The organism is Pseudoalteromonas shioyasakiensis (assembly GCF_022398475.1).
Classification (GTDB): Bacteria; Pseudomonadota; Gammaproteobacteria; order Enterobacterales; family Alteromonadaceae; genus Pseudoalteromonas.
In genome coordinates this window covers 1-25420 of sequence record NZ_JAKEVM010000032.1, presented here as the reverse complement: position 1 = coordinate 25420, position 25420 = coordinate 1, and the positions used below count along the sequence as shown (strand labels likewise).

At 42.3% G+C, this 25420-nt stretch carries 17 protein-coding genes; 12 read left to right on the top strand and 5 right to left on the bottom strand.

Annotated elements, in window-relative coordinates; all coding sequences use genetic code 11:
- The first annotated feature begins 109 nt into the window (after positions 1-109).
- A complete protein-coding gene (locus tag L1D51_RS08240; protein WP_239963400.1) occupies positions 110-2089 on the top strand; it encodes a methyl-accepting chemotaxis protein in 1980 nt (659 codons plus the stop codon).
- 240 nt (positions 2090-2329) lie between these two features.
- Positions 2330-4030, top strand: coding sequence for an EAL domain-containing protein (locus L1D51_RS08235; RefSeq protein ID WP_236702884.1), 1701 nt, complete (start codon positions 2330-2332; stop codon positions 4028-4030).
- Here L1D51_RS08235 and L1D51_RS08230 read toward each other — a convergent pair.
- Positions 4027-4926 carry a 1-aminocyclopropane-1-carboxylate deaminase/D-cysteine desulfhydrase gene (locus L1D51_RS08230; protein WP_239963399.1) on the bottom strand — a complete coding sequence of 300 codons (900 nt, stop codon included), beginning with the start codon at positions 4924-4926 and terminating at the stop codon, positions 4027-4029. The genes L1D51_RS08235 and L1D51_RS08230 overlap by 4 nt on opposite strands.
- Positions 4927-5163: 237 nt before the next feature.
- On the opposite strand from L1D51_RS08230, the gene L1D51_RS08225 reads away from it, so the two are divergent.
- The 9 genes from L1D51_RS08225 to tldD all read left to right on the top strand — a co-directional run bounded on the left by L1D51_RS08225 (position 5164) and on the right by tldD (position 17837).
- Entirely contained in the window at positions 5164-7191 is a 2028-nt protein-coding gene (locus tag L1D51_RS08225; protein ID WP_054563353.1) for an SUMF1/EgtB/PvdO family nonheme iron enzyme, read from the top strand.
- A gap of 132 nt (positions 7192-7323) precedes the next feature.
- Positions 7324-8367 (top strand): rod shape-determining protein, encoded by a 1044-nt coding sequence (locus L1D51_RS08220; protein WP_054552787.1) that lies wholly within the window; start codon positions 7324-7326, stop codon positions 8365-8367.
- Complete coding sequence (gene mreC, locus L1D51_RS08215; protein ID WP_054563354.1) at positions 8367-9209, top strand: rod shape-determining protein MreC; 843 nt, start codon at positions 8367-8369, stop codon at positions 9207-9209. Before L1D51_RS08220 ends, mreC begins: the two co-directional genes overlap by 1 nt.
- The gene (gene mreD / locus L1D51_RS08210; RefSeq protein WP_058583828.1) at positions 9202-9681 is read left to right on the top strand and encodes a rod shape-determining protein MreD; all 480 of its coding nucleotides are present in this window, start codon (positions 9202-9204) and stop codon (positions 9679-9681) included. The genes mreC and mreD overlap by 8 nt, the downstream gene beginning before the upstream one ends.
- Positions 9681-10250 carry a Maf family protein gene (locus L1D51_RS08205; RefSeq protein WP_239963398.1) on the top strand — a complete coding sequence of 190 codons (570 nt, stop codon included), beginning with the start codon at positions 9681-9683 and terminating at the stop codon, positions 10248-10250. The genes mreD and L1D51_RS08205 overlap by 1 nt, the downstream gene beginning before the upstream one ends.
- 1 nt (position 10251) lies before the next feature.
- Positions 10252-11724 (top strand): ribonuclease G, encoded by a 1473-nt coding sequence (rng, locus tag L1D51_RS08200; RefSeq protein ID WP_054563357.1) that lies wholly within the window; start codon positions 10252-10254, stop codon positions 11722-11724.
- A complete protein-coding gene (locus L1D51_RS08195; protein ID WP_239963397.1) occupies positions 11724-15581 on the top strand; it encodes a YhdP family protein in 3858 nt (1285 codons plus the stop codon). Before rng ends, L1D51_RS08195 begins: the two co-directional genes overlap by 1 nt.
- Positions 15571-16401, top strand: a complete 831-nt coding sequence (locus L1D51_RS08190; protein WP_239963396.1) for a carbon-nitrogen hydrolase family protein — start codon at positions 15571-15573, stop codon at positions 16399-16401. The genes L1D51_RS08195 and L1D51_RS08190 overlap by 11 nt, the downstream gene beginning before the upstream one ends.
- Positions 16398-17837 carry a metalloprotease TldD gene (gene tldD / locus L1D51_RS08185; protein WP_054563360.1) on the top strand — a complete coding sequence of 480 codons (1440 nt, stop codon included), beginning with the start codon at positions 16398-16400 and terminating at the stop codon, positions 17835-17837. Before L1D51_RS08190 ends, tldD begins: the two co-directional genes overlap by 4 nt.
- 54 nt (positions 17838-17891) lie before the next feature.
- Here the strand turns inward: tldD and L1D51_RS08180 are convergent, their stop codons facing one another.
- From L1D51_RS08180 to gorA, 4 genes are all read right to left on the bottom strand, one after another.
- Positions 17892-18623: a MauE/DoxX family redox-associated membrane protein gene (locus tag L1D51_RS08180; RefSeq protein WP_239963395.1), complete on the bottom strand. Its 732-nt coding sequence runs from the start codon at positions 18621-18623 to the stop codon at positions 17892-17894.
- A 125-nt stretch (positions 18624-18748) separates the two neighbouring features.
- The gene (locus tag L1D51_RS08175) at positions 18749-20422 is read right to left on the bottom strand and encodes a hypothetical protein (RefSeq protein ID WP_239963394.1); all 1674 of its coding nucleotides are present in this window, start codon (positions 20420-20422) and stop codon (positions 18749-18751) included.
- Between the two features lie 205 nt (positions 20423-20627).
- Positions 20628-21668 (bottom strand): helix-turn-helix domain-containing protein, encoded by a 1041-nt coding sequence (locus L1D51_RS08170; RefSeq protein WP_239963393.1) that lies wholly within the window; start codon positions 21666-21668, stop codon positions 20628-20630.
- Between the two features lie 156 nt (positions 21669-21824).
- Positions 21825-23186, bottom strand: coding sequence for a glutathione-disulfide reductase (gene gorA / locus L1D51_RS08165; protein WP_054563362.1), 1362 nt, complete (start codon positions 23184-23186; stop codon positions 21825-21827).
- Positions 23187-23337: 151 nt separating this feature from the next.
- Here gorA and prlC point away from each other — a divergent pair, with 151 nt between their 5' ends.
- Positions 23338-25389: an oligopeptidase A gene (prlC, locus tag L1D51_RS08160; protein ID WP_239963392.1), complete on the top strand. Its 2052-nt coding sequence runs from the start codon at positions 23338-23340 to the stop codon at positions 25387-25389.
- Positions 25390-25420: the final 31 nt, after the last annotated feature.

Sequence of the window (25420 nt, the reverse complement as noted above, 5' to 3'; positions counted from 1 at the left end):
GTGCGAAAGTTAATGCTTAATCTAAAAGCAAGTTGGTTAGCCGAATTGGCTATATTCAAAACCTGGTCTAAGTTTATAGAACCTTAATTCCACAACTTTATTATTAACTATGCAACTTTTAAGGAAGATAAGTTTTCAACAGGCGCTTGCAGCGGTTATCGCTTTTGCTTTGGTTGTGATGTTTGCAGCGTCTTATACTGTGATCAATGAGTCGCTTGTTAGAAAAAGCACAGTTGAGAAAGATGCCGTATATATACGTGAAGCTTTAATGATTGATGAGATAGCTCACGAAACGGCTGTTGAACGAGGCTTAACTGCGGGCCTAATTGGCTCTGGCTATAGTCAAAATAAAGAGCGTGTTGCACAGCAGCGTGTAGTGGTCGACAAAGAATTTGATAAATTTGCCCGTTACACTCAGCAGCATAAGGTTTCATCAACACTATTCAATGCGGTATTAGCAAAACATAAGAAAATCACTGAGCTGAGAGAAAGTGTCGACAAGAAGCAAGGTAAACAAGCGTTTGTGGTCTATTCTGATTCAAACAAGTTTATGCTCGATGTTGCCAACAGGCGAGTCTCACAGGTCAAGCAAAGTGAGGCAATCGCTTCTGGTCTTGCAATAGTCGAAATGTCTTTATTGAAGGAAAGGCTTGGGCAAGTGCGAGGTAAAGTGAATGGTGTCTTATCTTCAAAATCGATTTCTGAGAGTAATCAAGTCTTAGTCAGTAGCTATTTTCACAATATTGAAGAGACCTTGTTTTTGCTTTCTTTAACACTTACAGGTGATGCTGATAAAAAATGGCTAGCAGAATTGACCAACTCACAAACTTATCAAGATGTAAAAAGCATTGTTGAAAAGCTTAATCAAGAAAGTGGTGAGCTATCTTTAAGCTATCCAACACCAGCAGATTGGTTTGCTCAGTCCACTGAGTTAATAGGTAAGGTCCGTAAGCATATTCTAAATAAGCAGCAAGCTTTAGAGTCGCTGATTGAGCAAAGTCGTAGTAGTGCAAATACTACTGTTTATGTCACGAGTGGCTTTGCCATTATTCTTATAGGTTTGTTCTTTGCTTTTGGGTTATTCGTTATTAAGTCGCTGGCGAGAAAAGTAACTAGGGTTAGAGATGTGATTAGCACTATCGCTACCAGCCATGATTTAGCGGTGAGAATTAACGATAATTCGAGTGATGAAATTGGTGCAATCTCCAGAAGCGTTGATGAGCTCGTCGATGCGCTTACCGATTTAATTAGGCAAGTTCAGCAAGCTAATAACACCAGTGAATCCAGTGTTCGGTCATTAATCACATTTGCTAAAGAGCTATCTGAGCGTGTTGAAAATATTAATTCAACGACCGCAACATTGCATGACAACTTCACTAGGCTATATAGCCAGATAGAGCAAATAGCAGTATCTGCAGAAGAAAGCTCAAAAAACACCATAAAGGCGAATGATCTATCTGCAAGTACTAAACAAATTATTGGTAGGAATAAAGCAAGTATTAGCTCGTTGTCAGAGTTAATACAGCAAGCCCATGAACAATCAGATGCCCTAAGTGCTAAAACAAGCAGTATTCAATCTGTACTCGATACGATTTCGAGCATTGCAGAGCAAACTAATTTACTTGCATTGAATGCGGCAATAGAAGCTGCTCGGGCAGGGGAGCAAGGCCGTGGCTTTGCTGTTGTAGCCGATGAGGTTCGTGGTTTAGCTACACGTAGCCAAGACTCTACATCTGAAATATCTTCAGTACTTGATGATATAAAACAGCAGGTTCAGCAGTTGCAGGTGTATATGGAAAATACCTCTGACTCAACGCAAATGGTCAGTGATAATAGTGAACAAGCGTTATCGAATATAGATACGTTAACAGCGAATATTGCTGATGTGAGTAGCCAAACAAATACGGTATCCGATGCAATTGAATCGCAAAGTCAGCTTGCTGAAGAAGCGAGCAAAGCAAGCGAAAATATCACTTCAAACATGCATGATGTTCAAAACGAGTTAGCGTTACTTGAGAAGTTAATTACAGATTTAGAAAATGCACAGCAAAAAACATCCGATGCCCTAAATGTGTTTAAAGTTGATTAGTAACTGCGTTGATTTTGAGAAACTTTAGCACTGCAAACTTTCTTACTACTCTTTAAGTAGCAGTTTGCCAGTTACAAAATAATTCTCATTAACTGTTTTTGCTAGGTGTTTAAAATTACAAAACTTTTGACAGCGCTGGTTCTAGGATATTTCTGATATTGCTTTAAATCGCCCTGCAGCCTTGTATTTATAGGGTTCTTGAACAACACTTTGTATATGTTTAAGCAACTAACCTGTGAAATGAAACGAGACTTAGCTTCACAAATAAAGCAACCGGTGGCCATCTATGTGGCGGCCGCTTTTTTGCTATTAGTTGTTTTTAATATTTTCTTAAGTGATGTGTTGCACGACAAAGTTCATCGCACCGGTACTGAGCTTGCCAAGCAAGTGTATGAGTTAAACCTCGACCCGATTGCCTCGCAAGATATTATTGCTACCTTAGTTAAAAGCCAAGGTTTTGCAATGAGTGCCAGTGATGTACCACATAACTTTGCAAACTTTATCGACTTAGAGCAAGAGGTGTTTAGCTATAAAACGGTTAACTTACGTTTATTTCATTGGCCTTCTTGGTTGGTCGAAAGTCACTTATTTATTTTCCTAAATTTAATATTGCTTGGCACTGGGTACTGGGGTTTCCGCTGGTGGAAAAAAATGTTCAAGCAATTAGCAATAGCAGAAAAACCGCTGAGCAAACCATTTGAACAATTAAACACCCAGGTTACAGCCAAGAAAGTTGCACCACCTAAACCTTTAGGTCATCAGGATTTAAATATTTTGTATGGTGTACCAACAAACTATAACCATTTGTTTGCGCTATTCTTTTGGAAGAACCCTTTCCCTGCTAACCTCGACGTTGATAATTACTTTAAGTTAGTTATAGCAAAAGGGTTTGGTGAACTTGTAAATCGCTCTGTTAAATTATTGCCATCGGGTGGTATTGCTGTGACCCTAAACAGTGTGCCTGCCACCGAAGTTGATAAATACACTAAGCGATTACATCAGGTTATTTATCAAGCTTGTTTAAATTATCGTAGTGACTTATCTCGCGCTGATATAAAAATTGGTGTGTGTAATTACCGCGCAGGGGCTGATCAGGCAGTGGTTTATCAGCTTACTAAATCAGCATTAGCACTGGCGAAACAAAGCGCTTGGCAGCATATTCATCGCTTACCCTTTGGTCATACGCAGTCAAGCATGCTCGCTGATAGTAAAGAACACCTATTTGAGTACATAAAGAAAAAACATTTCATGTTGTTTTTTCAGCCTTTGTTCGACTTACAAACAGGTGATATTTTACAGCATGAGGCGTTGATCCGTATTCGCCACAAGAGTTTAGGCTTGCTTGCAGCTCGGCATTTTATTCCTCACATGAGCAGTAAAAAAGATGTCTTGTTATTGGACCAAACTGTGATTTCTCAAGTGAAGAAAATGCTGCTGAACGAAACGGGCTCATTAACGGTGAGTATAAACTTACACGCAATGAACTGGTTTAATGACGAGTTTTGGCTGTGGTTTAAACAGCAAATGGAAGGGTTTAATAGCGCAGATAAACTGCAATTTGAACTAAGCGAAGATGATTATTTAAAACAGCATAAAAAGCTCAGTGCACAGTTTGAATGTTTAGAAAAACTTTCTGCAGGCATTGTTATTGATAATGTGCGTACTGCAGAGCACTTGGCAACGTATAAAGGCATCAAAAACGTATGCTGTATTAAGTTGGCTTTTGAGCTGATCCACAATATTGACACCAACACCCAACAGCAAAAAATGGTTAAGCAAATAATTACTAAAGGTACTGAGTTAAACTTTCCTGTTTATGCGGTTGGAGTAGAAACACAGAACGAACTTGCGACCTTAAAAAACCTAGGTGTCATTGCTGCTCAAGGTTTTTACTTTGCCGAGCCATTACAAAAGCTGGCGGATATTACGCCCTATAGTTAGTTAATGAGGCCACGGTACTTGAGGCCATCTAACCCTTGTAGCCCACCAGTATGAACTGCAATGATATGCGTTCCTTCACTAAAGTAACCTTGCTCTATTAATTGCCAAACGGCATAGAGCATTTTGCCGCTGTAGATTGGTTCAAGCGGGATTGCGTGTTGCTCACTAAAGGTTTGGCAAAATTGCCACAAGTCATCGCTAAACTTTCCGTAACCACCATCATGAAAGTCGCAAAGCAGCTGCCAGTTTTGTTGTTGATTTGCTTTATTACTTAGCTGCTTTATCTCATCAATTAAGTAGTGCGCTTGCTTCAGTACTGCGACACCTAACAGCTTTGTGTGTTGTGGTGCACCTTCGATTAAACCTGCCAGTGTGCCGCCACTACCAGTTGGGCAAACAATCACATCAGAGCTTGGTAGGCTTTGCGCTAATTCTTTACAGCCTAAAAGTGCGGCTGTGTTAGTGCCGCCTTCTGGCAATATGTAGGCATTCGGAAACTGCGCTTGTAACTGTGCTAAATACGTTTGGTCGTGCCTTAAGCGGTAAGTAATTCGATTTACTGGGTGTAAGCTCATACCGCATTGCTTTGCGTAGTTGAGTGTTGGATTTGCTTCGTCTAGCTCAGGGCCGCGAATAATACCGTGGGTTTTAAAGCCAAATAGTTTACCTGCAGTTGCCGTGGCATGAATATGATTTGAAAACGCGCCACCAAAAGTGAGTAGCTCAGATTTACCCTGTTGCTGCATAACATCTAAGTTAAACTTTAGCTTACGCCATTTGTTGCCACTAATTTGCGGATGAATAAGATCATCTCGCTTGATGCTCAACTGAATTTTACGTGCAGCTAATAAGGGGTGATGAATTGTTTGTACTGGTGATTCAAAAGAACTATTCACGGCATTAATTTTCGTAAAAAAACACGTCTTATTGTAGCAAAATCGTCTTACAGATAGAAATTAGTCAATTAAACTCAAATGATTTTGTTATTTACTGGCATCAACTAAGGTAATAGATGTAAACTCAGATAATAATTGAACAAAGCTTGTGTTTTGCCTTGCAAGTACATAGCATAAGAGTTTAATTATAAAAAATAATAATGACCAAATAATTGCCGCTTTTTGGGAATGGAATATATGCGAATTGCTCCTTTATCTCTGTTAATTTCAGTTAGTTTGCTAGCAACTAGTGCATTTGCACAAGATACTGCTACGGTAACTGGCATTGAATCAGAGATCAGTAAAAAACAAGCCGAATACGATAACTCGACCTTAATCCTCGAAAAACACCTAAAAGAAGAAAGTCAGTTACAAAAACAACTCGAATTATTGCGCGCCCGCTCAACTGAGCTAGATAAAGAAAAAAACCAAGCGCTAGATGCAATGAACGAGATGTACCGCCGACTTATTGATGACCCAACTCTTGATATCAGCAATGCGCAGTCGCGCTATCAAAAAGCTGTGGTTGATCACAAACAAAACAAAGATGATATTTCGATGCAATTGGCGGCAATTGCTTCACATAGAAAAGACATTGAGCAAATTCGTGTATCAAAGCACACCCAGTTAAACACCTTAGAAAGTTTAAAAGAGCAGTTAGCAACGGCACGTGTTGAGCGTTTACGTAATGAATTCACGCGTGAAGGCACATTAGAGGTTAATCACACGATTAACTGTAAGCGCACCGAAACACTTGCTGCCTGTGAACAACGTGGCCAACAAATGGGCTTACAAAAAGCCACTAAACGTTTTGTAGACCAGATTTTTGCTAACTTAACTGAAGAACGTTTAGTTGAGCCAAAACGTAACCTTGCTGGTGCACAAGTTAAGATTTTAAGTAGCCATGTCGTGAACAGCGCGTTCAGTGGTCAAGGTAACTACAACGTTAACCTAAGTGTGACGATGCGCGGTGATGTAAACAGCAGCCGTTTATGTAGCTTACTTAACTTAGATAATCGTTTTTGTGCTGACTATGGCACGCCACTGGCTGGTAACTTTCAGCCAAGCTACGGCACTACCTATTCAGATAGTCAGTTAACATTCAGTGACTCTCAGGATAATGGGCAGGTGGTATCGGTTTCACGTATGAGTGAGCAACCAGTAAGTGATTATTCTGTAAAAAAGCCAATAAAGGTTGAACCATTACCTGATCTAAAAAAATCTAAAATGGTTGAATTAACACTGCGTTCAAATGTTTATGACGACGAAGTGTTTATTGATGGTGTTAGCTATGGTGCAACTAGGTTAACGACATCATTACCAAAAGGTTTTCATGATATTGAAATTCGCAAACGTGGCTACAAAAGCTATAAAGCGCGAATTGATCTGCGTAAAGCACAAACCATTAATGCAAACCTAGTTAAAGTGCCAGAGCCTGTTGTTGCTGAAGTGACTGCGGCACCAGAACAACCTGTAACAGCACCTGTTGCAAGTATTGTTAATAAAACCAGTTCTGCCAGCATTGTAGTTATTCCCGCTGGTAAATTTAAGATGGGTGACATTAACGGCAATGGGTTAGCGAATGAGCGCCCAGTGGTAGAAAAAACCATTGCTAACTCATTTGCAATGCAAAGCAAAGAAGTAAGCGTTGGTGAGTATGAGCAATTCGTTGCGAATACCGGCTATAAAACAGAAGCAGAAAAAGATCGCGGCTGTGCGTATTACTTAAATGGCGAACCAGTGTGGGAAGCAACCTTAAACTGGCGCAACCCAGGCTTTGATCAAGAAAGTGATTTTCCGGCGGTTTGTTTAACTTACAACGATGCCAAAGCGTATGCTGATTGGTTATCGGGTCAAACAGGCCAGCTGTTTCGTTTACCAAATGAGGTTGAGTGGGAATACGCTGCACGTGCAGGTAAAGAAACTGAATACCCTTGGGGTAACGAAATTGGTAAAAATTTAGCGAACTGTGGCTGGTGTGGTAGCGAATGGTCAAACAAGAGCGCTGCACCAACAGGGTCGTTTTCTCCTAACGCATTTGGCCTATACGATACAGTAGGTAATGTGTGGGAATGGACAAACAAAAAGTCAGGACAGTCTGATGTGGCTGTTCGAGGCGGTGCATGGAATTTTGCTCCTAGCCTAGCACGCGTATCAACGCGCTTAATCCTAGCGCCAGATTTTCGTGCAAACTATATCGGTTTCCGTTTAGTACGCGAACGATAAGAATTTAAAAAGGAAGCAATGGATGCTTCCTTTTTTAGCATTTTAATTAAAGCAGTTGCGCTTTTTCATGATTAGCATGATAGAGTGAGAGCAGCTAGTATAAGAACGAATTTTCAAAGGTCATCCAGCCTCATGTTTAAAAAACTCCGTGGTATTTTTTCAAACGATCTATCGATCGACTTGGGTACAGCCAATACCCTAATTTATGTAAAAGAAGAAGGTATCGTATTAAACGAACCTTCAGTTGTTGCTATTCGTCAAGAGCGTGCTGGTGGCCCTAAGAGCGTAGCATCTGTAGGTACCGAAGCTAAGCAAATGTTAGGTCGTACTCCGGGTAACATTAAAGCAATTCGCCCAATGAAAGACGGCGTTATTGCTGATTTCTACGTTACTGAAAAAATGCTGCAACACTTCATCAAGCAAGTGCATAACAACAACTTTATGCGCCCAAGCCCACGTGTTCTTATTTGTGTGCCTTGTGGTGCAACGCAAGTAGAAAAACGTGCTATTCGTGAGTCTGCTATGGGTGCTGGTGCTCGTGAAGTATATTTAATCGAAGAGCCAATGGCTGCGGCAATCGGTGCAGGCCTACCAGTATCTGAAGCAACCGGTTCAATGGTTGTTGATATCGGTGGTGGTACAACTGAAGTTGCCATTATTTCATTAAATGGTGTGGTTTACTCTTCATCTGTACGCATTGGTGGTGACAAATTTGATGAGGCTATCATCAACTATGTACGTCGTAACTTCGGTAGCTTAATTGGTGAAGCGACAGCTGAAAACATTAAGCACCAAATTGGTTCTGCTTTCAAAACAGACGAGCCAATTGAAATTGAAGTACGTGGTCGTAACCTTGCTGAAGGTGTACCGCGTTCATTCACGCTTAACTCACACGAAATCTTAGAAGCACTGCAAGAACCATTAATGGGTATTGTGAGCGCGGTAATGGTTGCATTAGAGCAATCTCCACCAGAGCTTGCGTCTGATATCTCTGCTCACGGTATGGTATTAACCGGTGGTGGTGCATTATTAAAAGACCTAGACCGTCTATTAATGGAAGAAACTGGTATTCCAGTTGTGGTTGCTGATGATCCATTAACCTGTGTTGCACGTGGCGGCGGTAAGGCACTAGAAATGATTGATATGCACGGTGGTGACGTATTTAGCTACGACTAATGAAGTTACTTTTTGGTCGTACCATCTCTTTGCAACTGCGACTTTTTGTCGCAGTGCTTTTGAGTGTCGTGCTGATAGTAGGCGATCGCTACACTCAAGGTGGTACAACAATCCGCACCAGCCTAAACACTTTAGTTAGCCCACTTATTTACCTTGCCAACTTGCCCTATGAGTTATTTAGTATTGGCGCAAAGAACCTTCATACCCGCGAACAGCTTTTAACCGAAAACGAAGCACTTAAAAAGAAGCAGTTACTACAAAGCGAACAACTACAACAACTGTCATTTTTATCTCGTGAAAACGATAAGTTACGCGCTTTACTCGGTTCATCGGCTAAGCAATCAAACCGTAAGATTATTGCACAAGTTCTCTCTGTTCATTCAAACCCGTATAGCCACCAAGTGGTTATTAACCGTGGTACAACGGATGGCTTAAGCGAAGGCCAAGCTGTGATTGACGAAATGGGGGTAGTGGGGCAAATCACTCAAGTGGGTTCAACTACCTCGCGTGTACTACTGATGACAGATACAACTCATGCTACACCTGTGCGTATTTTACGTAACGATGTGCGTACCGTGGTTGAGGGGATTGGCAAAATCAACGTGGTAAAACTTTCGCATGTACCACATAGCCTTGATGTTCGCATTGGCGATATCTTGGTTACGTCAGGCCTTGGTGGCACCTTCCCTGAGGGATATCCGGTTGCAGTAGTGACCGAAATTAACCGTGATGAAGGGCGTCCTTTTGCGCAGGTTTATGCTGAGCCAATTGCGCAACTTGACCGTATTCGCTTATTGGTTGTGCTGTGGCGTAATCAGCAGGAGAGCATCAGCAATGAATAGTCGTCACTTTTTGCTGATTGCTATCAGTATCTTCTTTGCATTGGTAATGGCATTAATGCCGTTACCGATTTCGTTTGAACCATACCGCCCAGACTGGGTGTTAATGGTATTAATGTATTGGTCGTTAGCGGTGCCACACCGTTTAAATATTGGCACAGCTTGGGTGGTTGGTTTATTAATGGACCTTGCATCAGGCTCGCCACTCGGTGTGAACTCACTGACTTATTCAGTGTGTATATTTATCACTGCGAGTAATTTCCAAAAAATTAGAAACTTTTCTTTATGGCAGCAAAGCATTTTAATTGCTTTGTTTTTAACGCTTTACCACCTCATGCAGTTTTGGCTTAACCACTTTTTAATGGGCGTTTATTTTAGCCCGCATTATATGTGGCCAGTACTAACCGGCATGCTTTGTTGGTGGTGGATATTCTTAATTTTGCGTAAATATCGCCGTCATTTCAGGATTAGATAATGCAAACCGCAATTTATTTGGCGTCTGCATCACCGCGCCGAAAAGAGTTGCTCAGCCAACTTGGCGTTGAGTTTTCTCAATTTAGCGTTGATGCAGATGAAAGCCAATTCCCAAACGAAGCCCCGCGCGACTATGTAGAGCGTCTTGCCAGACTCAAGGCGCAATCGGGCGTTGCAATGGGTTATAGTGACCGACCAGTACTTGGCAGCGATACCGTGGTTGTCATTGATGATACCGCACTCGGTAAGCCGCTAGACCAAGCTGATTTTACCGCCACTATGAAGCGCTTATCTGGCCGAACTCATCAAGTGATGACGGCTGTGGCAATTGCTGATAGTGAGCAAGTAAAAAGCTGCCTTGTTGTCACCGATGTTACATTTAAACCGCTCAGCGATGCTGAAATTGATGCCTACTGGCATAGTGGAGAGCCGCAAGATAAAGCCGGTGGTTATGGCATTCAAGGCTTAGGTGGCCGCTTTGTTAGTCACCTTTCGGGTAGCTATTTTGCGGTTGTCGGCTTACCTTTATATGAGACAGAGCAGTTATTAAACGAATTTTTAAGAGGGTAACATGAGCACCGAATTACTGATCAACGTTACACCGAGCGAAAGTCGCGTTGCGCTTATCGAAAATGGCGTACTGCAAGAAATCCAACTAGAGCGTATTGGCAACCTTGGGATTGTGGGCAATATTTACTTAGGTAAAATCAGCCGTGTATTACCGGGTATGCAGGCTGCGTTTGTCGATATTGGCTTAGAGAAAGCCGCCTTTTTACATGCATCAGACATTGTAAACAGTGCCTCAATTGTAGAAGGCGTTGATGAGCAGCCAATCAAAAAAGTACAAGATATTCGTGAGCTTGTGCGCCAAGGCCAACATATCATGGTGCAAGTGGTTAAAGACCCGCTAGGAACCAAGGGCGCGCGCTTAACAACTGATATCACTATTCCTTCTCGTTATTTAGTGTTTATGCCAGATGCAACACACGTAGGTGTAAGCCAGCGCATTGAAACCGAAGAAGAACGTTCGCGTTTAAAGAAAATTGTTGCCGAATATGGTGATGATGACGGCAGCTTTATTGTTCGTACCGCAGCAGAAGGGGCGTCGGAAGCTGAGCTACGTCACGATGCGGAATTCTTAAAAAAACTGTGGCAAAAAATCGTCACTAAGCGCAAAAAAACCAGTAAAGAAAGCATCTTGCATGAAGACTTAACACTGGCGTTTCGAACTCTACGTGACTACGTAGGTGAAGACATGGAGCGTATTCGTGTTGACTCAAAACTAACCTATCAAGAGCTTAAAGAATTTACAGAAGAATTTGTGCCGCTGTTATCGGGAGCATTAGAATACTACCCGGGTGAGCGACCTATTTTCGATTTATTCGATGTTGAAACCGAGATCCAAAAAGCGCTACATCGTAAAGTTGAGCTTAAATCGGGAGGTTATTTAATTATCGACCAAACCGAAGCGATGACAACCGTTGATGTAAATACCGGCGCGTTTGTTGGCCATCGTAACCTCGAAGAGACCATTTTTAATACTAATATCGAAGCGACCTCAGCAATTGCTCGTCAGCTACGTTTACGTAATTTAGGCGGCATCATTATCATCGACTTTATCGATATGGTTAGCGATGAGCACAAACGCCGAGTCTTGCACTCACTTGAGTCTGCACTTGCAAAAGATCGTGCAAAAGCCAACATAAACGGCTTATCTGCACTAGGCTTAGTAGAGATGACCCGCAAACGGACCCGCGAAAGCTTAGAGCACATTCTTTGTGATGTGTGTCCTGCGTGTTCAGGGCGCGGCTCGCAAAAAACAGTCGAAACGGTTTGCTACGAAATCTTGCGTGAAATCGTTAGGGTAAACCGTGCTTATGCAGCTGATAAGTTTATGGTTTACGCAGCTCCTTCGGTAAGCGAAGCATTGATCAACGATGAGTATCACAACCTTGCTGAGCTGGAACTATTTATCGGTAAGCAAGTCAGTATTCAAACAGAGAGTTTATATAACCAAGAACAGTTTGATGTGGTAATGATGTAATGAAGGCAAAAACGGTCTGCTTTTATTGTTTACGTAAGTTATGGCAAGTATTTGCTATTACTCTCGTACTGCTGGCCGTTATTGTCTCTGTGGTAAAGTATTCACTGCCATACGCAAATGATTATAAAGATGACATTGAAGCGTTTTTGTATGAACGCTTTGATGTAAATTTAGCGATTGGCTCAATCTCAGCCAGTTGGCATGGCCAAGGTCCTGCCTTAGTCATCGAAGATATTTCTTTTGAAGATAACCAAACCTCGCCGATTGCACTCACCATTGATAAAGCAAGCCTTGAAGTTAATTTATGGGAGTCAGTAAAAACCCGTCAGCTTAAATCTAACTACTTTGTGATCAATGGTTTTCATGCTGATGTTGATTTACCCACTATGCTTGATTTGGGGAATAACCAGCAAACCAGCAACTTTGAGCAAAAAGAACTAATCGAAGGCTTATTCCTTGGTGAAACTGGTCACTTTGCGGTGCAAGACAGTAGCCTTAATTTTACCCTCAATGATGGTAAAGAGCGCAAGCTGATCCTCGAAAATATTGTCTGGCAAAATACCCCAGAGCAACATCAAGGCTCAGGCACGTTAGCCTTACCGGGAATTTCTGTTGGTAGTTTTGACGCCCGCATGGCGCTGAATGGTTCGACCCTCGAAACCATGGCTGGCGATATCTATGTGCAAGCAGCGAACGTTGATGTATCTAAGTGGCTGGCGCAATATATTAATACTGACAAGCAGCAGCTTACTTCAGACATCAATTTACAAACGTGGTTTAGTCTTGAAAAAGGCCTGATCAGCGATGTAAAAGTGCAGTGGCTACCGAGCTTTATCAATTGGCAACAAAACCAAGAAGCACACCAAATCAGTTTAAGCGAAGGTGGTTTTCATTTATTTCCTAAGCAAAATGGCTGGCGCTTAAAAAGCACCGGGCTCACCTTTGAAAGTGATTTAAAACAATGGCCAACCTTACAGTTTGAAGCTCAACTTGGCGATAAAAGCCAAATTTGGTTAAAGCAATTTGATTTTGCATTACTGGCAAAGTTATCACAGTTAAGTAACTTTGAAGTACTTGCCCCGTTTTTAGCCCGTCAACCCAATGGTCAGTTAAGTGATGCCTATCTTGAGTTGGGTCAGCAGGATAACTGGCAACTTTGGTTTCAGGGCGAACAAATCAATTGGCTGTCGCTGCAGGGCATTCCTGGCGGTCAGGCGATTCGTGTTGATGGCTTAATTAATCAATCAGCTGGGCGAATTCAGCTATATGGCGAGAACAATCAACTGCTAACGAACGGCAGCTTTAGCCAAGATATTGCCTACAATCAATTAAATGTAGAGCTCGACCTTCACCATTACGATGATGGCTGGCGCATTAGTAGCGATAATATCTGGCTTGATAACGACGAAGTTACTGTGGCTGCTGAGATGATGCTCAGCCTGACCGATGAACCGCGGTTAGATTTATATGCTGAAGCCTATGCCCCTGATGCCAAAGTCGCTGGGCATTATTTCCCGTTACCTGTAATGAGCGAAAAGCTGGTTAATTACCTTAATGGCGCAATTAAGGGCGGTGAAGTTAATAAAGCTCAAGTGCTGTTCTCGGGGCCATTTAAAGGGTTCCCGTTCAAAGAGCAGCAAGGTCAATTTGAAGTGTTAGCGAATGTTGAAAACGCTAAATATAAGTTTTCACCAAGCTGGCCAGAAGTTGAAGATGCTAACGTCATTTTACATTTTGAAAATGAGCGCATGGATATCTATAGCAAGTCGGGCAAGCTGGTTAACCTCCCTTTGGGGGAGAGTGTTCATGTCAGTATTGCTGATTTAATGAATGCAGATATCCTAAAAGTTGCCATTAATAAACGAGCTCATGGCGATAAGCTTAACCCGTTCTTTACGGCGACTCCGCTTGCTAAACCTTTGGCGAGTGTTTTTGAAGTTGTGCAACCACAAGGCGAAGCGACGGCCGATATTGAGTTGTTAGTAAATTTACGTTCGGGTCATGTTGATGCGATTGGTGAAGTTGAATTGGCCAATATTCCGGTTTACCTTGCACAACCAGGTATCACGCTTAATCACATGACCGGTATTGTTAAGTTTAATAACGATAAAATCGACTTAAAAAATGCCAAAGCAGATTGGATGGGCATGCCACTCACAGCAAACTACAACAGTGAAAATGTGGCTGACACCTATCGCGCTGAAATTGAGGTAAAGCTGGGCCTTGAAGCTGAGCCTTTAATTGAACAAGCTCATGGTTTACTGGCCGGTTACTTAAGCGGTCAAAGTGATGTTGATATTAATGTGTCGCTTAACTTTTTACCAAATGACTTTAATTACCGCGCTGATGTGAGTGGTAATTTAATCGGTGTAACCAGCAAGCTGCCTGCACCTTATAGCAAAAGCGCAGAGCAGAAATGGCCATTAACCGCAGTGGTACAGGGCGACCGTATTTCGAACTTGATCACCGCTAATGTTGATGAGCAGTTATTCTTTAATGCGATCTTAGATAACGGTGAAAAGAAATTTAGTAATGCCCATTTAATTTTAGGTGCGCAAGATTTAGGGCTTAATCGTGAAGGTTTTGCGGTATCTATCGATTTACCAAAAACCGAAATAGTGCCTTGGTTTGGCTTAATTGATCAAATTATTGCGCTTACCAAAGTTAAGTCTGATGCGCCAAGTGTGATGCCTGCGTTCAATAACGTAACGGGTAAATTTAACAAACTAGCACTACACAATATCGACTTTAATGATTTTGAATTTCGCTTAGCACCAAAGCAATCAGATTTAGAGCTAAAGCTAAATGCCAAAGAATTACGTGCCGACGCGCTTATTCCAACCGGTGAAACGCGCAGACCAATTCAAATTTTTACAGACTACCTGCGTATTAATTTTAACGAAGCCACAGAACAAACAGAGCAAGACGCTGAACCAGAAGATTTAAGCTGGTTAACCCGAGTCCCAGCCATCGAGTTTAACTGTGAAGATTGTAAAGTGGCTGAGTATCAGCTTGATAAAATTAAAAGCAGCTTAGTTGGGGAGAACGATAAACTCTTGTTTACTGAGCTGGTCATCGACAAAGGCGACCACGTATTACGTGGTAAAGGACAATTTGCTGATGGGCAAACACGCTTTAGTGGTAACTTACAAAGTGACGATATTGGCGAGTTATTTGATGAGTTTGATATCACCACCACAGTAAAAGATTCAGATGCCAATATTAAGTTTGATCTTGCATGGCAAGGCGCACCTTATAGCTTTGACGTACCAAGTTTAGCTGGTGAATTAGATTGGCGTTTAGGTGAAGGGCACCTTGCTGAGATCAGTGATGGCGGTGCGCGAGTATTCTCTTTACTGAGTTTAGATTCGTTAGTGCGTAAGCTGAAACTCGATTTTAGAGATGTATTCTCGAAAGGCTTTTTCTATAACAGTATGCAAGGCACCATGCAGCTAGAAAAGGGCATAGCTTACACTCAAGATACCAAGCTTGATGGTGTGCCTGCCGATCTAACGATTAAAGGCCATACAAACTTAAACACCTTTGAAATTGATTACGACCTAGCGGTTGCGCCGCAGGTGACGTCGAGTATTCCAGTGATTGTGGCATGGATGGTAAACCCGGTAAGTGGTCTTGCAGCGCTGGCAATCGATAAAGTGATTCATTCGGCGCGGGTGATCTCAGAGATCAACTTCAAAGTAACAGGTAGTATGAACGATCCTGTCGTTGAAGAAGTAGATCGTAAGAGCCGTGAAGTGACGTTACCGCAAGCCGCGCAAAGCCAGCCGCAGTCGTCGACGCAACTAAAATTAAAAGATGCCGCATCTTCAGTGAGTTTAGATAACAATGAAGGCTAACCCTCAACCACAGGTTGCTGCTGTGCAAATGTGCTCAAGCATGAATGCTGAGCAAAACCTCGCTTTTTTAGCACAGACATTGAATCAGTTACCTGCAACTCGGCCATTGCTAGTGTGTTTACCTGAAAGCTTTTTGATTTTTAGTAAGCAAAGCCAAGCAAGTTATGAATTAGGTCTGCAAAGTGAGTCATATAAAGCGAAGCTTGCTGATTTATGTAAGCAACATGATATTTGGTTAGCTGCTGGAACCCTGCCTGTTTCACAGCAAAATGGTAAGTATTTAGCTGCCTCGTTTTTATTTAACAACCAAGGCGATGTGGTTGCGCAGTACAATAAAATTCACTTATTTGATGTGGATGTTGCCGACACTACGCGCAGTTACCGAGAGTCTGATGCGACGCAAGCAGGCAACGATATTGTGGTGGTCGACTCGCCATTTGGTAAAATTGGCTTAGCAGTATGTTATGATCTACGTTTCAGTGGCTTATTCACCGCCATGCAGCGTCAAGGGGCTGAGCTTATTTTAGTGCCCAGTGCCTTTACCACCGTTACCGGTGCTGCTCATTGGCATATTTTATTAGCTGCGCGGGCAATAGAAACACAATGTTATGTGGTTGCCGCAGCACAGTGGGGCGAGCACGAGAATGGCCGCCACACTTATGGTCACAGCATTATTATTTCACCATGGGGAGAAACGCTCAGTGAGCTTGCCTCTGGTACTGGGTTTATCAGCCATGAGCTTGATTTAAACCGCTTGAATACAATTCGCCAAGACATGCCTGTGCAGTCTCAGCAACGATTTAGAGAGCATTTATTATGAACACGGTTGAACAGCATTTATTACATGACAGCCAACTTACGAGAGAAGAATTAGAAAAAACGCTCGCTTTTATTCATCAACATCAAGTTGACTATGCCGATCTGTATTTTCAATCAAGCCACCACGAATCTTGGGTGCTTGAAGATGGCTTAGTGAAAGAAGGCTCATACAACGTTGAACGTGGTGTGGGTGTGCGTGCTGTTAGCGGTGAAAAAACCGGTTTTTCATACTCAGATGCGATTAACCTTGAAGCGTTAAACAAAGCTGCAACGGCAGCGCGCAGCATTGCTAATGCAGGCGAAAACAAAACGATTCAAGTATTCAGTGATGTTGCTGCTAAAGAGCAGTATGCACCGCATCAACCAATTCAAAGCATGAGCAACGATGACAAAGTAAGCCTGCTACGCGAACTTGAAAACTATATTCGTCAATTAGCACCGGATGCTGAGCAAGTGATCAGCTCAATGTCGGCGGTTTATGAAGAAGTATTAATTGCTGCAAGTGATGGCACCTTTGCCACCGATATTCGCCCGCTTATTCGCTTAAATTGCTCAGTGTTACTTGAGAAGAACGGCCGCCGTGAGCGCGGTGGTGCAGGGGGCGGTGCGCGTTTAGATTATGGCTATTTTAAAGAATTAGTCGATGGCAAACCGCGTTGGATGGAATACGCCGAAGAAGCTGTTCGCCAAGCAAAAGTAAACCTAGAAGCAATCGATGCACCTGCGGGTAGCATGGAAGTCGTACTAGGTGCAGGTTGGCCGGGTGTGTTACTACACGAAGCGGTAGGCCATGGCCTAGAAGGTGACTTTAACCGTAAAGGCGCATCGGCGTTTAGCGGTAAAGTAGGTGAAAAGGTGGCATCTGAGCTGTGTACAGTCGTGGATGATGGCACTATTGCTGATCGCCGTGGTTCATTGAATGTGGATGATGAAGGGACACCAGCTGCGTATAACGTGCTTATTGAAAACGGTATTCTTAAAGGCTACATGCAAGATAAGCTAAATGCCCGTTTGATGGGTGTTAACCCTACTGGTAATGCGCGCCGCGAATCCTACGCTCATTTACCTATGCCACGTATGACCAACACCTATATGCTAGGTGGCGAGCACAGCCAAGCCGATATTATCAGCTCGGTAAAAAAAGGTATCTTCGCGCCTAATTTTGGTGGCGGCCAAGTGGATATTACGTCAGGTAAGTTTGTATTTAGTGCCTCTGAAGCCTACTTAATTGAAAACGGTAAAATCACACAACCTATCAAAGGTGCAACACTGATTGGCAATGGCCCAGAAGTGATGCAGCAAATTTCGATGGTAGGTAACGACTTAGCCCTTGATAAAGGCGTTGGTGTGTGTGGTAAAGATGGCCAAAGCGTACCTGTTGGAGTGGGTCAGCCAAGCCTTAAAATTGATAACCTAACTGTGGGTGGTACGGCTTAATAATCCCCACTAATAGTGAAAATGAACGCGAGGGTAATCCCTCGCGTTTTTGTATTAGCTAAATAGCATCCATATACCTGCGGCTATCATAAATAAGTTTTCACTTAGAGAGATAAAGCCGAGCGGCACATTACTGTCGCCACCAACACAGGCGCACTTTAGCTCTCGTTTATCGATATACACAGCCTTAATAACCGATACCGCACCTATGCCACCAATAAATAGTGAAAAGGGTGCTACAGCTAAGGCGGGTAACTTAGCAACCATACCTATCGCTACATACGCCTCGATAAATGGATAAACATAGGCATAGGGCACGACACGCATGGCTAGTAAGTCATAGGTAATAAATGAGTTAGAAAAGCTGAATAAATCTTGCAGCTTTTGTATCGCTAATACCGCCATTGATAATGCGACGAACAGCATTAGGTTCTGCATCGACAATAAAGCATCACCACTGGCATAAGTAAAACCGCAGCTTAGTAATATGGCCACTGCGAAAATCGCTAAAACAGGGGTGTAACTGGTGCCTTGTTGGCCAGCCTCGGGCAGATTAAAAAAGTCGCGCAAATCATCGTAACCACCAATGCGTTTATCATTGATAAAGGTTTGTGGTGTGGTTTTTACATCATGCTGCTGTTTGAATTCGTCAGTTTGCTCACGGCTGGTTAAATGACGATCATCAACATCGTAGCCATGACGCTCTAATAAATCTTTTGATTTTAAACCGAATGGGCAAATATGCTCATCGGTCACCATGCGATATAAAATTGCAGACTTAGACACAGTGCCTCCTTGTAAAAATGCCTTGTTTACTGCGTAATAACTACTTAATTACACAGTAAACAAGAGCAAATTCTTGCTATAACTGGTTACTTTATTAACAGTTACAAGGTTTGTGCCAGCACTGTTTATTGCTTGGTTATGGTTAAAACAGCATCCATTACCGGATCGATACCTGCAAAGTAGTCTTTTGCAGAAAGCGAAATTGGCATATCTGGCGCTAACCAAATACGATGGTCTTCCGCACGGCTTTGCTGGTGGAATTGGCTCGAAATAAGGCCTGTTTGTTTACTGTATGGTAGATTAAACCAGCCTGCTTCACCTGCCACATTAGGGCGGGTACCTGATGGCTCACCTACAAAAATTGCTGGCACTATATTGGCAATCTTAACGGCTAGATCATGGCCTGCCGAAAACGTATTACGGCCAATTAATATAAATAACTTTCCTTGTGGTTTTAATACTTTAAAAAATGCGGCCGTTGCCACCAAAGGCGGGGTGAGCGAGCCATTACCACCACTGTTATGGCGAAGGTCTAGCACCATATGCTCAATATCATCGTGTTTGATTTGTGCTTGTAGCTGCATGGCAAATTCAGCAAGGGTGAGATCTTTGCTATTACGCACATCATTGAATTGCACATACAGTAATTTATTTGTTTTGATTTGTTCGCTCCAAAACGGCGTATTGTTTTGTGCTAAGTATCTAAGCGTGGGGTGTTCAGCAAGTTTTGGTAACTTAGGAAAGCCTGCAAATTGCATTGATTTGAGCGCTGGTGTAATTGTGGTGATAGCGCCTTTTGGTGAGCTGAGCGTGAGTGTTACCTCGTTACCTTTGCTAATGCCAAGCCCGTTTAGCACATCAAGCAAACTTAAATAATAGGGACCCAACCAAAGGGTTTGCATTTCATTATCGCGAGCATTAACACGCTTAGTTAACTCAAGAGCTTGCTGGGCTGGTGTATCGGCAAATGCCTCAACTTTATAGCCAACATATTGTTGGTAATCGCTACTCGCTTTGGTGATATATAAACCGTCACTAAATTGATAAAACTGAAATGGTAGTTGCTGAAAGTTGCCTTTTTCACCCCATGCTGGGATCAATAGATTATGACCATTGCCAAGTAATGCAATTAGCTCCATAAACTGAAAAACAATTTGCTGATCAGTCAGTTCAGGAATCGATTTATCAATCTCAGCTACTTTTTCTGCAAACTGTTGTGAGCTCATGTTTTGATACATTGCCACGTGTAAACGTTTAATTTCTGCAACTAAAAACCCTAAATCGGCGCGCCATTTTTGATCTCGATTGAGTTCAGTATCCAAATTATTACCCGCAAGTGATTTATAACTGGCCGATTGCGCAAAGCGTTCAAAGTGAGGGTTAATACCAGATTTAAATAAGCTGGTGCCTGCTAGTGTTGGGCGGTCATCCCATCTTGCAGCCAGTGCTTTTTTAAGCCAATACTCAGCTTGCAGTTGGTTATTAAGCTCTGCGTATGCCTCTGCAACTTTCACCATTAAATCGTTCGGGTTACTGGCCCCATTAGGAATGCCTTTTAAGCTAGTCCCAATTGCAAGTGCGCGTTGCAAAGCATCGCTGGCATTTTGATAATCGGCCAATTGAAAGTAACTGAGGCCAAGTAAATACCAAGTATCGCCATCATTTTGATATTCATTAATGAGCTTTTTTGTGAGTTTATTCACCTGAGCCCAGTTTTGTTGTTTAGCAAACTCTATTGCTGCTGTTTTCGATTGAAAGTAAGCGATTGGGTCGCTTGTACCAACGCGACTTGGTTGCACTTTTAAGGCTTGATTCGTCACCTCTAAAGAGTGATTCGTTGCTAACGCAAAACCCGAAAAGTTTATTGATAGGCACAATGTGAGTAGTAAAAAATAGGGCTTGTACATCTGGAGTCTCAAAGCTGTTTTTTGTTTAAATTAGCGATTGGGTTGTAAAAAAGCGTCCTAAAACAGGATTTAGGACGTTTTTTGACTGTTTTATGAGCTAATTCTTTTGTGTTTGCTTCTTAAATTGACTCGGTGTTAATCCTGTTTCTTTTTTAAACACGGCATTAAACGTCGATTTAGAATTAAAGCCAGCCTGAAATGCCAGCTCTATCAGGCTGAGTTTTTGAGGTGAGTCTTGCTCTATTTCGCGTTTAACATCATTCACTCTATGCTGGTTGATGTACTCACAAAAGTTGTTCCCCGTTGTGCTGTTAATAGCCCAAGATATTTCTTTACTACCTAGCCCGGTTTGATTTGCTAAGTCGTTCAGTGAGAGCCTAGGTTGTCGATAAAGCGATTCGTCAATAATCAAGTTATCAATGGTTGAGAAAATTTGCTGTGCAAGTTGCTCGTCAGACGAATCAGTTTGTTCAGCTTCGGGTTCTTCAGGCAATGTGACTGGTTCGAATTGAAAGCTATTTTTGATGGTGTGAAACAACAAAAAGCTAAACATCAACAGTAACAGTATTTCGTTTAATAAATACCAGTGCATCTTTAAATCGAGCGGCGTGATTGGTTGCACATTCATACGCAGCAAATCGAATACGACAATAATGGCAAAAATAAATAATGCTTTGATCAGCCACTTTAATTTGAGGCTCTCAGCATCTGAGCGCGCATGCATAAGTTGTTTGTGATAGCGCTTTAAAATGCAATAAGCAAAGTAAAAGTAGCCAAGTTGACTGACTGAACCAAGTAAAATGATCGCTTGCGTGAAGTGGGTAAAGGCTAAGGAAATAGCCGCAGGAATTAAGTGAACCGCGTAGTGTGATGTTTTAAAAGGCTGTTTTCCTGTAATCGACAAGGTAAAAAAGTAAATCATAGGCCCATACAGTAATGTAAATGCAGGAGTGATTAAGTAACTAGAAAAACCTAATCCTTCTAGCAGGTTAAAGGCACATACACAGCCTTGAAATGCAAACAACAGCACCAAGGAACGACTTTGTTTTTGGCTATTAATTAATAATGCACCAAATAACATTTGAAACAGAAAGATACTCTGTACAAGGTGTACAGGGAATAAAGTAATTGATTGCAAAGTAGTTTACGTTTTTATTCTTTTAACTGAGTTTAACAACTCCCCCTCACTTTGTAATCATAGGCATAAAAAAACCTTGCGGCAGCACCACAAGGTTTTAAAATTGACTCGCAACTCGCAACTCGCAACTCGCAACTCGCAACTCGCAACGCGAGTTTATCTCATCGTTACAAACTCTTCAGAGCCAGTTGGGTGAATTGCCACAACAGCATCAAAGTCTGCTTTGGTTGCGCCCATCTTCATTGCAACAGCAAAGCCTTGGATCATTTCATCAACGGTAAAGCCAATACCGTGTAAGCCAACAACTTTTTCGTCTTCGCCAGCACACACTAGCATCATGTTACATGCTTGACGGTGCTGAGTAACCGCTGTGTACATTGCTGCAAAGCTTGATTTATATACTTTAACGTTATCGCTGCCGTATTGATCAATCGCTTGCTGCTCTGTTAAACCAATTGTGCCGATTGGTGGATGGCTGAATACCACTGTAGGTACTAGCTCGTAATCCATTTTTAAATCATCAGGTAATTCTTTATTGAATAAACGCTCTGATAGAGTACGACCCGCTTTAACGGCTACTGGCGTAAGTTCAATACCGTTTTCGATGATATCGCCAACTGCGTATACGTTTTCAGCTGTGGTGTTTTGGAATTCGTCTACTTTAACGTAACCGCCTTCAGTTACTTCAACACCTGCCGCAGCAAGGTTGATCTTGTCAGTTGTAGGTGTACGGCCAATTGCCCAAATAACTTCATCAACGTTTTGGCTGTGACCATTTTCAAAGTGAATTGTTAAGCTACCATCGCTTTCTTTAACTACTTCTTTTGGTGTGCACTCAGTGTGAAGAGTCGGGCCTTCTTTTGCCATAATATCGACAAGCGTATCAACAATGTATGGGTCAAAAGTACGTAGTGGTTTGTTTTTACGAACAAACAGGTGTGTTTCTGTACCAAGGCTATGAAGTACACCTGCGATTTCAACGGCAATGTAACCAGCACCAACCACAGCAACACGCTTAGGCTGTGCGTCTAGCTCAAAGAAGCCATTTGAATCAATACCAAGCTCAGCGCCTGGGATGTTAGGAATAGTAGGGCGACCACCAACAGCAACAAGGATATGGTCTGCCGTGTATAGCTCACCGTTTACTTCAACTGTTTTGTTATCAACAAACTTAGCAAAGCCATTGATTACAGTTACACCATTGCTAGATAAGTACTTGTTGTAACCTTGGTGAATACGGCCAATATACGCTTCGCGGCTTTCAACTAATTTAGCCCAGCTGAAGCTTTTTAATTCAACATCAAAGCCGTAGTCAGGTGCATATGCGTTAATTGCTTCAGCAATTTGTGCGCCGTGCCACATAACTTTCTTTGGAACACAACCCACGTTTACACAGGTGCCACCCATGTGTTTTGCTTCAATAAGAGCGACTTTTGCGCCACGCATTGCTGCACGGTTTGCAGAGGCAATACCGCCACTACCACCACCAATTGCAATGTAATCAAAATGCTGAGCCATAGTTTGTCCTCAAAAATAGATAATTCTTTATTAATTAATCGATTTAGTAATAAGTTGATAATAGCATAATAAAGACCAAGGTTAAGCCCCTTGTATTTCATCAATTCGCCCCAACTTCAAAATCATCTTCGCATAAAATTTGAGAACGAAAATGACAATTGCAGAAAATAACCCACTCATTGGTTTAGAAGGGCTTCCGCCGTTTTCTAAAATTAAACCAGCACACGTAGTGCCAGCATTAAAAGCGGCGATTGCTGAGTGTCGTACCAAAATAGATGAGGTACTGGCAACTAAATCATACACATGGAATGATTTGGTGCTTCCGCTTGAAGAAGCTGATGACAAGTTATCACGCTTATTTTCACCGGTATCACATATGAATTCTGTCGTTAATAACGACGAGCTACGTGAAGCCTATGAGCAATGTTTGCCGTTGTTATCTGAGTATTCAACGTTTGTTGGTCAGCATCAAGGTTTATACGATGCTTACAACGAGCTTCACAACAGTGACGAATTTAAAACACTAACGATTGCCCAGCAAAAAACCATTACTAATGCACTGCGTGATTTTGAGCTCTCAGGTATTGCTTTAAAGCCTGAGCAACAAAAGCGTTATGGCGAAATCAGTGCGCGTTTATCTGAGCTGGCCTCTAAGTTTGGTAATAATGTAATGGATGCCACACTCGCTTGGCAAAAGCATATTACTGATGAAAGCGAACTGGCTGGCTTACCAGAGTCTGCGTTAGCCCTTGGTGCAGATACAGCTAAAAGCAAAGAGCTAGATGGCTGGGTATTCACGTTAGATTTTCCATCTTACTTACCAATCATGACTTATGCTGATAACCGCGAGTTACGTGAAGAGTTTTACACTGCGTTTGTGACCCGTGCCTCTGATCAAGGCCCTAATGCCGGTGAGTTTGATAACTCTGCCATTATGAGCGAAGAGCTTGCACTGCGTCATGAGCTTGCCGAGTTACTTGGCTTTGACAGCTACGCTGATATGTCATTGGCGACTAAAATGGCAGAAACGCCAGAGCAAGTTTTCTCATTCTTAGAAGATTTAGCGGCTAAGTCTAAGCCACAAGCTGAGCAAGAGCTTGCTGAGCTAACAGCTTACGCTAAAGATAAGCACGGTGTGAAGGAACTTGCCGCGTGGGACTACGCTTACTATGGCGAAAAGCTTAAGCAAGAGAAGTATGCTATTTCTGATGAAGTACTGCGCCCATATTTCCCAGCTAATAAAGTTTTAAGTGGCTTATTCACCACAGTAAATCGCTTATTTGGTATTAGCGTTAAAGAAGTGACAGAGTTTGATACTTACCACCCTGATGTACGTTTTTTCGAAATTTACGATAGCATCAATACCTTACGTGGTCGTTTTTATTTAGATTTATACGCTCGCGATCGCAAGCGTGGTGGTGCGTGGATGGATGACTGTATGGGTCGTAAAGTACGTGCTAACGGCGAATTACAAACCCCCGTTGCGTACTTAGTGTGTAACTTTAATAAAGCTGTGGGTGATAAGCCTGCTTTGTTTACGCATAACGAAGTGACTACTTTATTCCATGAGTTTGGTCATGGTATTCACCATATGTTGACACAAGTTGATGCTGCGCCAGTTGCAGGTATTAACGGTGTTGCATGGGATGCGGTTGAGTTACCAAGTCAGTTCCTTGAAAACTGGTGCTACGAAGAAGAAGCGCTGAGCTTTATTTCGGGCCATTACGAAACAGATGAGCCATTACCAAAAGAGTTATTAGATAAACTCCTAGCTGCGAAGAACTTTCAATCAGGTATGCAAATGCTGCGTCAGCTTGAGTTCTCGCTGTTTGACTTTACTATTCACCATACTTACAAAGCGGGTGAGCCATGTAACATTCAAGCAACTCTTGATGATGTGCGCAGTAAAACGGCCGTTGTTAAAGCGCCAGCATTTAACCGCTTTCAACATGGCTTTAGCCATATTTTTGCAGGCGGTTACAGCGCAGGTTATTACTCTTACAAGTGGGCTGAAGTACTTTCGGCTGATGCGTTTTCTAAATTTGAAGAAGAAGGCATCTTTAACCCAGCAACGGGCGAAGCGTTCTTAAAGAACATTTTAGAAAAAGGTGGCAGTGAAGAGCCAATGGAGCTATTTAAAAAGTTCCGTGGACGCGAACCACAAGTTGATGCACTACTTAGACACAGCGGCATTGCTGCATAATAAAGTTTGTTGATCTAAAGCGCCGTAAGGC

Bases quoted from the DNA above. Each gene is read 5' to 3' on its own strand.
- L1D51_RS08240 (WP_239963400.1), top strand. From the start codon at position 110: ATGCAACTTTTAAGGAAGATAAGTTTTCAACAGGCGCTTGCAGCGGTT.
- L1D51_RS08235 (WP_236702884.1), top strand. From the start codon at position 2,330: ATGAAACGAGACTTAGCTTCACAAATAAAGCAACCGGTGGCCATCTAT.
- L1D51_RS08225 (WP_054563353.1), top strand. From the start codon at position 5,164: ATGCGAATTGCTCCTTTATCTCTGTTAATTTCAGTTAGTTTGCTAGCA.
- L1D51_RS08220 (WP_054552787.1), top strand. From the start codon at position 7,324: ATGTTTAAAAAACTCCGTGGTATTTTTTCAAACGATCTATCGATCGAC.
- mreC (WP_054563354.1), top strand. From the start codon at position 8,367: ATGAAGTTACTTTTTGGTCGTACCATCTCTTTGCAACTGCGACTTTTT.
- mreD (WP_058583828.1), top strand. From the start codon at position 9,202: ATGAATAGTCGTCACTTTTTGCTGATTGCTATCAGTATCTTCTTTGCA.
- L1D51_RS08205 (WP_239963398.1), top strand. From the start codon at position 9,681: ATGCAAACCGCAATTTATTTGGCGTCTGCATCACCGCGCCGAAAAGAG.
- rng (WP_054563357.1), top strand. From the start codon at position 10,252: ATGAGCACCGAATTACTGATCAACGTTACACCGAGCGAAAGTCGCGTT.
- L1D51_RS08195 (WP_239963397.1), top strand. From the start codon at position 11,724: ATGAAGGCAAAAACGGTCTGCTTTTATTGTTTACGTAAGTTATGGCAA.
- L1D51_RS08190 (WP_239963396.1), top strand. From the start codon at position 15,571: ATGAAGGCTAACCCTCAACCACAGGTTGCTGCTGTGCAAATGTGCTCA.
- tldD (WP_054563360.1), top strand. From the start codon at position 16,398: ATGAACACGGTTGAACAGCATTTATTACATGACAGCCAACTTACGAGA.
- gorA (WP_054563362.1), bottom strand. From the start codon at position 23,186: ATGGCTCAGCATTTTGATTACATTGCAATTGGTGGTGGTAGTGGCGGT.
- prlC (WP_239963392.1), top strand. From the start codon at position 23,338: ATGACAATTGCAGAAAATAACCCACTCATTGGTTTAGAAGGGCTTCCG.